The sequence below is a fragment of the Micromonospora echinofusca genome (genome assembly GCF_017614955.1).
GTDB lineage: Bacteria > Actinomycetota > Actinomycetes > Mycobacteriales > Micromonosporaceae > Micromonospora > Micromonospora echinofusca_A.
In genome coordinates this window covers 1-14,112 of sequence record NZ_WVUH01000190.1, presented here as the reverse complement: position 1 = coordinate 14,112, position 14,112 = coordinate 1, and the positions used below count along the sequence as shown (strand labels likewise).

Sequence of the window (14,112 nt, the reverse complement as noted above, 5' to 3'; positions counted from 1 at the left end):
GCCGGACAGGGCCCGGCCGAGGTACTGCTCACCGCCGGAGCCGCCGAAGGATTCGTGCTGCTCGCCCGGGCCCTGTCCGGCGTCCGCCGCCCCGTCGTGGTGCACCCGCAGTTCACCGAACCGGAGGCCGCCCTGCACGCCGCCGGGCACCGGGTGGAGCGGGTCCTGCTCGACCCGCGCGACGGCTTCCGGCTGCACCCGGACCGGGTACCCGCCGACGCCGACCTGGTCGTCGTCGGCAACCCCACCAACCCCACCTCGGTGCTGCACCCGGCGGAGACCGTCGCCGCGCTGGCCCGCCCCGGCCGGGTCCTCGTCGTCGACGAGGCGTTCGCCGACACCACGGTCGACGCCGCCGGGACCGCCGAGCCGGAAACCCTCGCCCACCGGCGGGACCTGCCCGGACTCGTGGTGGTCCGCAGCCTCACCAAGACCTGGGGCCTCGCCGGGCTGCGGATCGGGTACCTGCTCGGCCCGGCCGGGCTGCTCGACCGGCTGGCCGCCGCCCAGCCGCTCTGGGCCGTCTCCACCCCGGCGCTCGTCGCCGCGACCGCCTGCGCCACCCGCACGGCGGTCGCCACCGAACGCGAGATCGCCCGCCGGCTCGCCGCCGACCGCGCCCACCTGGTCCACCGGCTGGCCGACCTGCCCCGGGTACGCGTCGCCGCCCCACCGGCCAGCGCGTTCGTGCTGCTGGAGATCCCCGGCGCGGACCGGGTACGGCTCGCCCTGCGCGAGCGGGGCTGGGCGGTCCGGCGCGGTGACACCTTCCCAGGACTCGGACCGGACTGGATCCGGGTGGCCGTACGTGACCCGGCCACCACCGACAATTTCGTCAGCGTGCTGGCAGAGACCATGGAGGCGTGATGCTGCTGGAAACCACGATCGCGGCGATCGGACCGCTGGACACCCCGGCGATGGTCGCGGCCCGTGAGCGGCACACCCGGCTGACCAAGCCGGCCGGTTCCCTCGGCGCCCTGGAGGAGCTGTCGGTACGCCTCGCCGGGCTCGCCGGGACCTGCCCGCCGCCGCTGCCCACGCCGGCCGCCGTCGCCGTCTTCGCCGGGGACCACGGCGTGCACGCCCAGCGGGTGACCCCCTGGCCGCAGGAGGTCACCGCCCAGATGATCGCCAACTTCCTGACCGGCGGTGCGGTGGTCAACGCGTTCGCCCGGCAGGCCGGCGCCGCCGTCACCGTGATCGACGTCGGCGTGGCCACCCCGCTGCCCGACCTGCCCGCCACCGGTACCTCCCGACTGGTCCGGGCCGCCGTCCGGGCCGGCACCGCCGACCTGGCCACCGGCCCCGCGATGACCCGGGACGAGGCCCGCGCCGCCATCGAGGTCGGTATCCGGATCGCCGACGACCTGGTGGCCGGGGGCGCCGGGATCCTGCTCACCGGGGACATGGGCATCGGCAACACCACCCCGGCGGCGGCCCTGATCGCCGCGTTCACCGGGGCCGACGCGGCGGCGGCCACCGGCCGGGGTACCGGCGTCGACGACCCGACGTACGCGCACAAGGTGGCCGTGGTGGCGGCGGCCCTGCGCCGGCACGCCCCCGACCCGACCGACCCGGTCGGGGTACTCGCCGCCGTCGGGGGCCTGGAACACGCCGCGCTGGCCGGGTTCATCCTCGGCGCCGCCGCGCACCGCCGGCCGGTACTGCTCGACGGGGTGATCGCCGGGTCGGCCGCGCTCGCCGCGGCGGCCCTCGCCCCGGACGCGGTACACGCCATGATCGCCGGGCACCGCTCGGCCGAGCCGGGCGCCGCGCTCGCCCTGCGGCACCTCGGCCTGGACGCGCTGATCGACCTCGGCCTGCGGCTCGGCGAGGGCACCGGCGCCCTGCTCGCCCTGCCCGTGGTCACCGGCGCGGTCCGGGTACTGCACGAGGTGGCGACCTTCGACTCGGCGGGAGTGGCCCAGAAGTGACCGGACACCCCGAATCCCCGCAGCGGGCCGCACCGAACCTCTACCCGCTCGGCCTGCGGCTCGCCGGCCGTCGGGTCCTGGTGGTCGGCGGGGGAGCGGTGGCCACCCGGCGGGTACCCGCCCTGCTCGACGCGGGCGCCGACGTGCTGCTGGTCTCCCCGGAACTCACCCCGGCCCTCCAGGCGCACGTCGACGCCGGCCGGCTGCACTGGGTACCGCGCCGGTTCACCCCGGACGACCTGGACGGGGCGTGGCTGGTCCAGGTGGCCGTCGACGATCCGCTCGCCGCCGCAGCGGTCAGCGCCGCCGCCCAGGAACGCCGGATCTTCTGCGTCCGCGCCGACGACCGGCGGGCGGCCACCGCCTGGACCCCGGCGGTGACCCGGCACGGCCCGGTCACCGTCGCCGTGCTCGGTGGCGGCGACCCCCGCCGCGCGGTCGCCGCCCGCGACGCCATCCGGGCCCTCTTCGAGGAAAGGAAGGGCCCCTTCTTAACGCATCCGGTAGAGGAAGGGCCCCCGGTTAACACCCCGGTCGGCCGGGTGGCGCTGGTCGGGGCGGGCCCGGGCGACCCCGAGCTGATCACGGTGAAGGGCTGGCGGCTGCTCACCGAGGCGGACGTGGTGGTCGCCGACCGGCTGGTACCGGGGCTGCTCCTGGACGAGCTGCGGCCCGACGTCGAGCTGGTCGATGCCTCCAAGATCCCCTACGGCCCGTCCCGGGCCCAGGAGGAGATCAACCGGATCCTGGTCGACCGGGCCCGGGCCGGTGCCTTCGTGGTCCGGCTCAAGGGCGGTGACCCGTACGTCTTCGGCCGGGGCGGTGAGGAGCTGTTGGCCTGCGCGGCGGCCGGCATCCCGGTGACCGTGGTGCCCGGGGTGACCAGTTCGATCGCGGCTCCGGCGGTGGCCGGTATCCCGGTCACCCACCGGGGGGTGGCACACGAGTTCACCGTGGTCTCCGGACACCTGGCCCCGGACCACCCGGCGTCGCTGGTCAACTGGGCGGCCCTGGCCGGTCTGCGCGGCACGCTGGTGGTGCTGATGGGCCTGAAGAACCTGGCCGCCATCGTGGGCACGCTGGTCGCGCACGGTCGGCCGGCGGACACCCCGGCGGCCGTCGTGCAGGAGGGTACGACCGGCAGCCAGCGGGTGCTGCGGTCCACGCTCGGCCGGGTGGCCGAGGAGGCCGGGGCGGCCGGACTGCGTCCGCCGGCCGTGGTGGTGGTCGGCGACGTGGTGCACGCCCTCGCCGACTGACCCGCCCCGGCGACCGCCGCGACCGCAATACATCGAAACATCTTTACATGGCGATGAACCTGCGCGAAGCTTGTCGCCATTCCGTGGTGACACCGGTCGCCGATCGGGGTGGTACGCCCGTGGGCGGGCGGCGGTGACGGCGGAGGTGCGGCGATGCGCGGTGGGATGCGACCCGGCCGGGTTCGGACAGGGGTGACACTGGCGCTGGCCCTGCTCGCCGGCCTGGGGCTCGCAGCCCCCACGGTCGGCAGTGCGGCATCGCCTGCCGTCGGGGACACGACTACGGTCGCCGCCGATGGGTGCCCGGTCGGTGAGCTGCCCAAGCGGCAGCTCCGGGGCACCTGGATCGCCTCGGTCAGCAACATCAACTGGCCGTCCAGGACCGGATTGACCGCCGCCGCCCAGCAGGCCGAGCTGCGCAGCCTGCTCGACCAGGCGAAGGCGCTCCGGCTCAACGCGGTCTTCCTCCAGATCCGCCCGGCCGCAGACGCCTTCTGGCCGTCGCCGTACGAGCCCTGGTCGCAGTACCTGACCGGCACCCAGGGCGGGAATCCGGGCTATGACCCGCTCGCCTTCGCGGTCACCGAGGCGCACGCCCGCAACCTGGAACTGCACGGCTGGTTCAACCCGTACCGGGTGAGCACCCAGCCGGACGTCACGAAGCTCGCCGCCGGGCATCCGGCCCGGACCAACCCGACCTGGGTCGAGCGGTACGACGGCAAGCTCTTCTACAACCCCGGGGTACCGGCGGCCCGGCGGCACACCGTCGACGCGATCATGGACGCGGTCAGCCGGTACGACCTGGACGGCGTGCACTTCGACGACTACTTCTACCCGTACCCGGTCAGCGGTCAGGTCTTCGACGACGCCGCCGAGTACGCCGCCCACGGTGCCGGACGCTCGCTGGCCGACTGGCGCCGGGCCAACGTCGACACCATGGTGCAGGAGGTGGCGGCCCGGATCCGGCAGGTCAAGCCGCACGTCCGGTTCGGCATCTCGCCGTTCGGCATCTGGCGCAACGCCTCGACCGACCCGCTCGGCTCGGCCACCTCCGGCCTCCAGTCCTACGACGCGATCTACGCGGACAGTCGCCGGTGGGTGAAGCAGGGCTGGGTCGACTACCTGGCACCGCAGCTCTACTGGCCGATCGGCTTCACCGCCGCCCCGTACGAGGTGCTGGTGCCCTGGTGGTCGGACGTGGTCGCCGGCACCGACGTGCAGCTCTACGTCGGCCAGGCCACGTACCGGATCCCCACCTGGGGGGACCCGGAGGAGATGCCCCGGCACCTGGTGCTGAACCGGGACCACCGGGTCTCCGGGGACATCCACTACTCGGTCAAGGAGCTGCTGGCCAACCCGCTGGGCTTCGCGGACCGGCTGCGGACCGACTTCTACCGGAACCCGGCGCTGGTCCCGGTCAACGCCCGGCTCGGCGGCACCGCCCCGTACGCCCCGACCGGGCTGACCGCCCGACGGACCGCGACCGGGATCGAACTGAGCTGGACGGCCGGCACGGGCGGCACCGCCGCCACCTACTTCGCCGTGTACCGGGCGGACGGTGCCGGCTGCGGCATCGAGGCCGGGCGGAACCTGATCGCGGTACCCCGGGCGGTCGGCACCGGCACCCAGCGGTTCACCGATCCGGCCCCGCCGCCGGTCGGCGAGGTGACCTACCTGGTCACGGCGGTGTCCCGGCTGCACCACGAGAGCACTCCGACCGGCGTCAACGCGCCGCACTGACCCCGGTAGCGAGAAGACGGAACGCCCCGGGTGACCCGACAGGGTCACCCGGGGCGCCCCGGTCGTCGTACGACTACTTGACCATGTTGTCCAGCAGCAGCGCGCAGCGGATCAGACCCAGGTGGCTGTACGCCTGCGGGTGGTTGCCCAGCCCGCGCTCGGCCAGCGGGTCGTACTGCTCGGGGAGCAGACCGGTCGGGCCGGCGGTGTCGATCATCTGCCGGAACAGCTCCTCGGCGTCGGCCCGCCGACCGGTGCGCAGGTACGCCTCGATCAGCCACGCCGTGCAGATGTGGAAACCGCCCTCGCGGCCGGGCAGCCCGTCGTCCCAGTGGTACCGGTAGACGACCGGACCGCTGCGCAGATCCGCCTCGATCTTGAGGACCGTGGAGAGGAAGCGCGGGTCGTCGTTGGGCAGCAGCCCGGACAGGCCGATCCACAGCGACGAGGCGTCCATCTCCTCGTCCCCGTAGGCCACGCTGTACGCGCGGGCGCCCTCGTGCCAGCCGTGCTCCAGCACGTTGGCACCGATCCGGTCGCGCAGTTCCACCCACTCCGGGCGGTCCTCGTTGCCGTGCCGGCGTACCACGTGCAGCGCCCGGTCCACGGTCATCCAGCACATGACCTTCGAGAAGACGTGGTGCCGGGGAGGCAGCCGGGCCTCCCAGAGCCCGTGGTCGGGCTCGTGCCAGCGGCGGCGGACCGCCTCGACCATCGACTCCAGCACCCGCCACTCGGTCTCGCGTACCGAGCCGCGCAGGTCGGCCACGGCGGCGAGCAGGTCGGCGATCGGGCCGAACACGTCGAGCTGGAGCTGGTGGTTGGCCAGGTTGCCGACCCGGACCGGCCGGGAACCGGCGTACCCGGGCAGGGTGTCGATGACCGCCTCGGCACCCAGCTCGTACCCGTCGACGGTGTAGAGCGGGTGCAGCCGCTCAGGGTGCCCGCCGGTGCGTTCGACACAACCGTCCACCCAGCGCAGCAGCGCCTCGGCCTCGGTGATCGAACCGAGGTCGACCAGCACCCGGGCGGTCATCGCCGCGTCCCGCAGCCAGCAGTACCGGTAGTCCCAGTTGCGGACCCCGCCCAGCTCCTCGGGGAGCGAGGTGGTGGCGGCGGCCAGGATCGAGCCGGTGGCCTCGTGGCAGAGCCCGCGCAGGGTCAGCGCGCTGCGGGCGACCAGGTCCCGTTCGGTGTTCGGCAGCCGCAGGCTGGCCACCCAGTCCTTCCAGGGCTGCTCGGCGGTGGCCTGCCGCTCGTGCACCGGTACCCGGTGGTGTTCCAGGCTGTGCGTGCCGAAGCGCAGCTCGCAGGTGATCGTGCCTCCGGCGGCGGCGAGGTCCACGACCGCCTTGGCGGTCTCGTACCCGCCGTCGTTGGTGACCTGCCACTCCACCCCGGGGGAGTAGAGCGCGACCGGCTCGTTGGAGCCGAGCACCAGCAGCCCGTCGCCGAGCGGCTGGAGCTGGACGGCGACCTGACCGAACTCGGGCCGGGGGGCGAACTCCAGGCGGACCCGGCCGCTGCCGCTGAGTACCCGGACGAGCGTGGAGTCACCGGAGACGACGCTCGACCCGGTGGGCACGTTGTCGCTGGACGGGCGGTCCAGCCAGTCGGTGACGGTGAGCCCGGACCAGCGGGTCTCCACGGTCATGGTGCCCGGCCGGTAGCGCTGGCCGAGCGGGATGCCGCCGCGTTCCGGCAGCACGCTGAAGTGCCCGGCCGGGCTGCCGCCGACCAGGTCGGCGAAGATCGCCGCCGAGTCCGGCTTGGGGTGGCAGAGCCAGGTGACCTTGGCTTCGGGGGTGAGCAGGGCGACCGTCCGGCCGTTGGCCAGCATCGAGTGCCGCTCGATCGGGACGGCCCGCTCGCCGAAGAGCCAGTGCCGGCGGGTCTCCAGCAGCAGCCCGAGGGCGCGGGCCGCCTCGATCGGCTCGGCCACCCGGTAGTCCGCCCGGGTGTCGCCGGGGCCGATCTTGATGCCCACGTCCGGCCCGTGCAGGTTGCCGAAGGCGTTCTCGTCGGTGACGTCGTCGCCGATGAAGAGCACCGCGCTCGCGGAGAGCTGGGTGCGGAGCTGGTCGACCGCGGTGCCCTTGTGGGTGGCGACCACCGACAGCTCGATGACCTCCTTGCCCTGGGTGACGGTGACGTCCTCCCAGCGGGCCGGCCCGGACCGGACCGCCTCCACGGCGGACGCGGCCACCTCCGGGGGCAGGCCCCGGGTGTGCACCGCGACGCTGGCCGGCTTGCGTTCCAGACGTACCCCGGGATGGTCGGCGGCGATCTGGCGCAGCGCGTCGCGCAGCCGGGTACGGACCGCGACCAGCTCGGGGGAGAGCCGCTCGACGAAACCGATGTCGAACTCGGAGCCGTGGCTGCCGACCAGGTGCACCTCGCTGGGCAGCCGGGAGAGCGCGGCCAGGTCGCGCAGCGCGCGCCCGGAAACGACCGCGACGGTGGTCTGCGGCAGGGCGGCCAGGGCGCGTACGGCGGCGACCGACTCGGGCAGCGGCACGGCCTTGCTCGGGTCCTCGACGATCGGGGCGAGCGTGCCGTCGTAGTCGCAGGCGATGAGGAGCTGCGGCACCCGGGCGATCCGGCCGAGCGCGGACTTCAGCTCGGGGTCGAGGAGACCGGTGCCGGTGGGCGCGTCGGTGGCCGGGGTGTTCACACCGCCTCCGGTCCGGGTTCGGTGTCGGTGTCCGGCACGCCCAGTTCGGTGAGGAAGGACTTGGCCCAGTGGCCGACGTCGTGGCTCCGCAGGTGACGTTGCATCAACCGCATACGACGGCGTGCCTCCGGCTGTTCCACATGTACGGCACGCAACAGTGCGTCCTTGACACCCTCCGGGTCGTGCGGGTTACACAGGAATGCCTGGCGCAGCTCGGTCGCAGCGCCGGCAAACTCGCTGAGCACGAGCGCGCCGCCACTGTCGGCGCGCGATGCAACGTACTCCTTGGCCACCAAATTCATTCCGTCTCGCAGCGGGGTCACCATCATCACGTCCGCGGCACAGTACAACGCCGCCAGCTCACTGCGACTGTACGACTGATGGAGGTAATGCACGGCCGGCACGCCGACCTTGCCGAATTCCCCATTGATCCGACCGACTTCGCGCTCGACCTTGACCCGAAGTGCCTGGTAGTGCTCGACCCGCTCCCGGCTCGGCGTGGCCACCTGCACCATGACCGCCTCGGGAACTGTCAACTTTTTGTCAGAAAGTAGCTCGCGGAACGCCTTGAGCCGCAACTCGATGCCCTTGGTGTAGTCGAGCCGGTCCACGCCCAGGATGATCGTCTTCGGGTCACCCAGCTCCGCCCGGATCTGCTTGGCGCGGGCCTGCACCGCCGGGTCGGCGGCCATCCGCTCCATCTCCCGCACGTCGATGGAGATCGGGAAGGCGCCGGCCTTCACCCGGCGCCCGTCGACCTGGATCATCTGCCCCTCGTACCGCAGGCCGAGCAGGTGCCGGGCCAGCCGGACGAAGTTCTGCGCGGCCAGCCGCTGCTGGAAGCCGACCAGGTCGGCGCCGAGCAGGCCGCGCAGCACCTCGGCCCGCAGCGGCATCTGCATGAACAGCTCGATCGGCGGGAACGGGATGTGCAGGAAGAAGCCGATCCGCAGGTCCGGCCGCAGCTCCCGGAGCATCGCCGGGACCAGCTGGAGCTGGTAGTCCTGCACCCAGACGGTCGCCCCCTCGGCCGCGACGTCCGCCGCGGCCTCCGCGAAGCGGGCGTTCACCAGCCGGTACGCCTCGCGCCAGCGGCGCTTGTAGACCGGGGTCTCCACGGCGTCGTGGTACAGCGGCCAGATCGTGGCGTTCGACTGCCCCTCGTAGTAGCGCTCCAGCTCGTCGGCGCTCAGCGGCACCGGGTGCAGCCGGATGCCCTCCAGGTCGAACGGGTCCGGTGCCGCACCCGTGCCGCCGGCCCAGCCCACCCAGGTCCCCCGGTGCTCGGCGAGCACCGGGTGCAGGGCGGTCACCAGGCCGCCGGGGCTGCGTCGCCACTGCCGCCCCTCCGGGGTGTTCACCTCGTCGACCGGCAGGCGATTCGCTACGACGACAAACGAGCTTCGGACCGTCACGATCGCACACCTCCGGTGATTACGGGTTCACCGCACGAGCGTACTGAGCGTAGCTGCGGTGTCTGCGCCCCCGTGCCCTGTTTATCTGCCCTGTCCGACAGAACGCTAAAACCCCTCGTGATCCTGCCGACAGCGGGTGGGCGAACGTCCCGCCGGGTGGTAAATGTCCGGTCCGGCCGCCGGTCGGGCCCCTGCGCCCCGGGGCGGTGCCGTCCCGCCCACGGGTCCGGGTCGTCCCACCCGCTGGTCGCCACCGCCGGGGTGAGGTGGGCGCACCGGTAGCCACGCCCGGGGTGATGTGGGCGCACCGGTCGCCACCTGTCAGGATTGACGACGGCATTCGTGGTACCACTCTCGCCGCCGACCGGGGACGGACACCCGCCCGGGCGGTCCCGGCGACCCACGCAGACATACGGAGGTAGGCCGCACCGTGGCCCAGTACATCTACGTCCTGGAAAAGGCGCGCAAGGCGCACGGCGACAAGGTCGTGCTGGACAACGTGACGCTGAGCTTCCTGCCCGGAGCCAAGATCGGTGTGGTCGGTCCGAACGGCGCGGGTAAGTCCAGCCTGCTCAAGATCATGGCAGGGCTGGACCGGCCCAGCAACGGCGAGGCCCGGCTGATGCCCGGCTTCACCGTCGGCCTGCTGGCGCAGGAGCCGCCGCTCAACGACAGCAAGACCGTGCTCGGCAACATCGAGGAGGCGGTGGCCGAGACCAAGGCCAAGCTGGAGCGGTTCAACTCGATCGCCGAGCAGATGGCCACCGACTACTCCGACGAGCTGATGGAGGAGATGGGCCGGCTCCAGGAGGAGCTGGACCACGCCGACGCCTGGGACATCGACTCCAAGCTCGAACTGGCCATGGACGCGCTGCGCTGCCCGCCGCCGGACGCCGACGTCACCCAGCTCTCCGGTGGTGAGCGTCGCCGGGTCGCGCTGTGCAAGCTGCTGCTGGAGGCGCCCGACCTGCTGCTGCTCGACGAGCCCACCAACCACCTGGACGCGGAGAGCGTGCAGTGGCTGGAGCAGCACCTGGCCAAGTACGCGGGCACCGTCCTGGCGATCACCCACGACCGGTACTTCCTGGACAACGTGGCCGGCTGGATCCTGGAGCTGGACCGGGGCCGGGCCGTCGGGTACGAGGGCAACTACTCCACCTACCTGGAGAAGAAGGCCGCCCGACTGGCCGTCGAGGGCCGGCGCGACGCCAAGATGAAGAAGCGGCTCACCGAGGAACTCGAATGGGTCCGCTCCAACGCCAAGGCCCGGCAGACCAAGTCCAAGGCCCGCCTCGACCGGTACGAGGAGATGGCCAGCGAGGCGGAGAAGACCCGCAAGCTGGACTTCGAGGAGATCCAGATCCCGCCGGGCCCCCGGTTGGGCAACACGGTGATCGAGGCGCACAACCTGACCAAGGGCTTCGGCGACCGGATCCTGATCGACAACCTCAGCTTCTCGCTGCCCCGCAACGGCATCGTCGGCATCATCGGCCCGAACGGCGTCGGCAAGACCACCCTGTTCAAGACCATCGTCGGGCTGGAGCAGCCGACCGCCGGCTCGGTGAAGGTCGGTGACACCGTCTCGCTGTCGTACGTCGACCAGAACCGGCAGGGCCTGGCCGGCGACAAGACCGTCTGGGAGGTCGTCTCCGACGGGCTCGACCACCTGATGGTGGGCAGGGTCGAGATGCCGTCCCGGGCCTACATCGCGGCCTTCGGGTTCAAGGGGCCGGACCAGCAGAAGCCGACCAAGGTGCTCTCCGGCGGCGAGCGGAACCGGCTCAACCTGGCGCTCACCCTGAAGATCGGCGGAAACGTCATCCTGCTCGACGAGCCGACCAACGACCTGGACGTGGAGACCCTCTCCAGCCTGGAGAACGCGCTGCTGGAGTTCCCCGGCTGCGCCGTGGTCATCTCGCACGACCGGATGTTCCTGGACCGGGTCGCCACGCACATCCTGGCCTGGGAGGGCGACGACCAGGACCCGGCGAAGTGGTTCTGGTTCGAGGGCAACTTCGAGGCGTACGAGAAGAACAAGATCGACCGGCTCGGCGCGGAGGCGGCCCGGCCGCACCGGGTGACCTACCGCAAGCTCACCCGGGACTGAGCGGTGGCGACCCTTGTCTGACCGGTTCGTCTACCACTGCACCCTGCGCTGGTCCGACCTGGACGCGTACGGGCACATCAACAACGCCCGCTTCCTGACCCTCTACGAGGAGGCCCGGGTCGCGCTGATGTTCTCCGGCGGCCGGGCCTGGGGGGTCGGCTCGTTCGCCGACGGGGTGGTCATCCGCCGGCACGAGATCGACTACCTGCGCCCGGTCGACTACGCGCTCGGCCGGGCCACCGCCGAGGCGGCACCGACGGTCCGGATCGAGATGTGGATCGAGGAGATCCGGGTCTCCAGCTTCACCGTCGCCTACGAGCTGTACGACGGCGAGGTGCTGGCCAGTACCGCCCGTTCGGTGCTGGTCCCGTTCGATCTGGAACGTCAGCGACCCCGGCGGCTGACCGAGGCGGAACGGGCCTTCCTGCTGCCGTACGCGCACGACACCGCCGGGACCGGGGTGTGACCGTGGCCGGCGCCGGGCCGGCGGGTGCCGAGCCGACGGCGATCCGGTCCGCGCCGGCCGGTACCGCCGGGAGTGCCCCGGTGCCGGTCGGCGCGACGGGCCACGGTCTCACCGGGGTGGCCGACGCCGGTGCCTTCCTGGCCCGGTTGACCCGGCTCGACCCGGCGGCGGTGGTCCGGCTCCGGTCCACCGGCGCCGGGCGGACCGCCCTCTGGGCCCGACTGCCCTGGGACACGCTGGCGGTCCGGACGGTCGCCGGCACCGGCCCCGGGGACGCCACCGTCTCCGCCGCCGGGCTGCTCGCCGAGCTGGAACGGTCCGGCGGGGTGCTGCCCGAGCGGCGGGACCTGCAGTGGCGCTCGCCGCTACCGCCGCCGGCCGTCCGGACGGTGGAGAGCATCCCGGTCCCCGAGGTGCACCGGCTGGCCGCCGCCGCAGCCGGTACCCTCCGCGCTGCCGCCACGCACGGGGTCGGTGGCCGGGCGGTGGGCCAGCGGATGCTCCGGGATGCCCTGCTGGACCACGTCGCGGTCGTGGTGACCGTCGACGGGCCGGACCCGGAACGGGTGGAGATCCCGCAGCGACTGGTGCAGGCGGTCGCCCGGATGGGTTTCCTCGGGCCGTCGACGGCACCGGGTCGGCCGGCCGGGGCGCGGCCGGTGGACGACGCGGGCCTGGTACGGGTGTGCCGGAGCGGTCGGTGGACCGGCCTTTATGCACCCTATGGAGCTGTCTGGTGGCTCAATGCGAAGCAGTTGGTGGTTCGTCCGGCTGGAGATCCACCGAAAGTATGATCCCTCATGGCCCGTCTGGTTCGGTGCTGCCGTTGGGGGGATGCTTCAAGTGGACTGTCCGGGTACCGTCGTCCCTCGGATCCAACGCACTGTAGGCGACCGGATCCGCTGGGGAGTGAGGTGCGCGAGAGATGCCGTGGTGGTCATGGCGCCCTGGTCACGTCGGTGGCAGCGAGCCGGATACGCGAAGCAGAATCTCTGAGGAGGGCACCGTCCGGGTCGGACCGCCCGCGCCTCGGGAGCCCGAGGACGACTGCGCACCGATCGACCGGTGCGCCATCAAGGACATGAAGGACATGCCGGCGACGGTCGCGCCGGTGACCCTGCGCCGGGTCGGCGACGCACTCGACCTGCTCGACGTGCGGTACCTCGCGGACGGCGACGGCAGCCTGCTGGCCATGTGGGAGCGGCACGCCGTGCTGTTCACCCTGGAGGGTCCGGAGGACGAGATCCTGGTGATGCGGGCCCGTCCACACGCGACCGTGCCACCGGACTGGGCCGACCGGGCCTACCGGGTGGTCAACGAGTGGAACCACACCAGGCGGTTCTGCAAGGCGTACGTCGGTGACCCCACCGAACGGGGTCAACTGCCCATCTACGCCGAGTTGCAGGTGCCCCTGGGTGCCGGGGCGCACGACGCCCTGCTGGTCGAGATGCTCGACTGCGGTGCCGCCGTCGCGACGACGTTCGTCGACTGGCTGCACGACGAGGGGGCGCTCCTCTGAGCGCCGTCCCACACCTGCCACGCCGCTGATCCGGGTACCCGCGCGGTACCCGGATCAGCGGCCTGCCGTCCTCAGTGGGGGTTGGAGCCCGGCTCCTCGTCCATCGTGTTGACCATGAAGTACGCGGCGCGCTCCAGGTACTCCCAGAGCGCCGTGGCGTACTGCGGTGGCAGGTCCAGACTGTCGACGGCCCGACGCATGTGCAGCAGCCACGCGTCGCGGGCGACGGCGTCCACCCGGAACGGCGCGTGCCGCATCCGGAGCCGGGGATGGCCCCGTTGGGCGGAGTAGGTCCCCGGGCCGCCCCAGTACTGCATCAGGAACAGCGCCAGCCGGTCGGCGGCCGGCTCCAGGTCGGCCTCCGGGTACATCGGGCGCAGCAGCGGATCGGTGGCGACGCCCGCGTAGAACTCGTCGACCAGCCTACGGAAGGTCGGCTCGCCGCCGATCGCCTCGTAGAACGTCATCTCCGGCCGTGCCGTGCCGTGCTCAGCTGAGGGATCCACCGTTCCATCCTGCCAGGCCGGTGCGGTGCGGCTCAGCCCACCGTGTGCGGCCGCCGTGCCCCGTTCCCCGGGGCCTCGGTGGTCGTCGGGGCGCCCCGGCCCGCCGGGCCGGTCGGCTCCGGGGCCGGCGCCCGGTGGCCGGCCGGCTCGTCCCGGCTGGCCGCCGCAGCGGCGATCGCCTCGTCGAACCGCTCCCGGCTCGGCCACTGCGCCGCCGTGACCATCATGAGCAGCACCCCGGCGATGCTCCAGCCGCCGACCACCAGCGGGATCGGGAACCGTTCGGCGAGCAGCCCGGTCATCAGGACGGCCAGACCCTGGATCACCTGGACCCCGGTGGCCATCACGCCGAAGGCCCGGGCCCGGAAGCCGTCCGGCAGGGCCCGGACGAAGAGACCGTTGGTCACCGGCATCATGCCGGCGACGGCGAACCCGCAGACGGCGGCGAGGAGGGCCACCACCACGGGCGGCGGGTCGAGCAGGGCGGGGGTC

The 14,112-nt window shown here is 72.8% G+C and carries 12 protein-coding genes; 8 read left to right on the top strand and 4 right to left on the bottom strand.

Going from position 1 to position 14,112, the window contains the following annotated elements:
- From cobC to GSF22_RS20535, 4 genes are all read left to right on the top strand, one after another.
- Positions 1-867 (top strand): Rv2231c family pyridoxal phosphate-dependent protein CobC (gene cobC, locus GSF22_RS20550; RefSeq protein WP_208815350.1); only part of this gene is annotated, 867 nt, incomplete at its 5' end.
- Positions 868-869: 2 nt separating this feature from the next.
- Positions 870-1,934, top strand: coding sequence for a nicotinate-nucleotide--dimethylbenzimidazole phosphoribosyltransferase (gene cobT, locus GSF22_RS20545; RefSeq protein WP_208815353.1), 1,065 nt, complete (start codon positions 870-872; stop codon positions 1,932-1,934).
- Positions 1,931-3,193 (top strand): uroporphyrinogen-III C-methyltransferase, encoded by a 1,263-nt coding sequence (gene cobA, locus GSF22_RS20540; RefSeq protein ID WP_208815349.1) that lies wholly within the window; start codon positions 1,931-1,933, stop codon positions 3,191-3,193. The genes cobT and cobA overlap by 4 nt, the downstream gene beginning before the upstream one ends.
- Before the next feature lie 192 nt (positions 3,194-3,385).
- Positions 3,386-4,933, top strand: coding sequence for a glycoside hydrolase family 10 protein (locus GSF22_RS20535; RefSeq protein ID WP_208815348.1), 1,548 nt, complete (start codon positions 3,386-3,388; stop codon positions 4,931-4,933).
- 73 nt (positions 4,934-5,006) lie between these two features.
- On the opposite strand, the gene otsB is transcribed toward GSF22_RS20535, so the two are convergent.
- The gene (otsB, locus tag GSF22_RS20530; protein ID WP_208815347.1) at positions 5,007-7,607 is read right to left on the bottom strand and encodes a trehalose-phosphatase; all 2,601 of its coding nucleotides are present in this window, start codon (positions 7,605-7,607) and stop codon (positions 5,007-5,009) included.
- Positions 7,604-9,022: an alpha,alpha-trehalose-phosphate synthase (UDP-forming) gene (locus tag GSF22_RS20525; RefSeq protein WP_208815346.1), complete on the bottom strand. Its 1,419-nt coding sequence runs from the start codon at positions 9,020-9,022 to the stop codon at positions 7,604-7,606. The genes otsB and GSF22_RS20525 overlap by 4 nt, the downstream gene beginning before the upstream one ends.
- Positions 9,023-9,452: 430 nt before the next feature.
- Between GSF22_RS20525 and ettA the strand changes: the two genes are divergently transcribed.
- The 4 genes from ettA to GSF22_RS20505 all read left to right on the top strand — a co-directional run bounded on the left by ettA (position 9,453) and on the right by GSF22_RS20505 (position 13,114).
- Positions 9,453-11,129, top strand: a complete 1,677-nt coding sequence (ettA, locus tag GSF22_RS20520; protein ID WP_208815345.1) for an energy-dependent translational throttle protein EttA — start codon at positions 9,453-9,455, stop codon at positions 11,127-11,129.
- Between the two features lie 13 nt (positions 11,130-11,142).
- Positions 11,143-11,595: an acyl-CoA thioesterase gene (locus GSF22_RS20515; protein WP_208815344.1), complete on the top strand. Its 453-nt coding sequence runs from the start codon at positions 11,143-11,145 to the stop codon at positions 11,593-11,595.
- 41 nt (positions 11,596-11,636) lie between these two features.
- Positions 11,637-12,389: a hypothetical protein gene (locus tag GSF22_RS20510; RefSeq protein ID WP_208815352.1), complete on the top strand. Its 753-nt coding sequence runs from the start codon at positions 11,637-11,639 to the stop codon at positions 12,387-12,389.
- A gap of 131 nt (positions 12,390-12,520) precedes the next feature.
- A complete protein-coding gene (locus tag GSF22_RS20505; RefSeq protein WP_208815343.1) occupies positions 12,521-13,114 on the top strand; it encodes a YbjN domain-containing protein in 594 nt (197 codons plus the stop codon).
- Positions 13,115-13,185: 71 nt separating this feature from the next.
- Here GSF22_RS20505 and GSF22_RS20500 read toward each other — a convergent pair whose 3' ends face one another.
- Together GSF22_RS20500 and GSF22_RS20495 are read right to left on the bottom strand one after the other, a co-directional pair.
- Positions 13,186-13,581 (bottom strand): globin, encoded by a 396-nt coding sequence (locus GSF22_RS20500; RefSeq protein ID WP_208815351.1) that lies wholly within the window; start codon positions 13,579-13,581, stop codon positions 13,186-13,188.
- A gap of 71 nt (positions 13,582-13,652) precedes the next feature.
- Positions 13,653-14,112 (bottom strand): MFS transporter (locus GSF22_RS20495; RefSeq protein WP_368856907.1); only part of this gene is annotated, 460 nt, incomplete at its 5' end.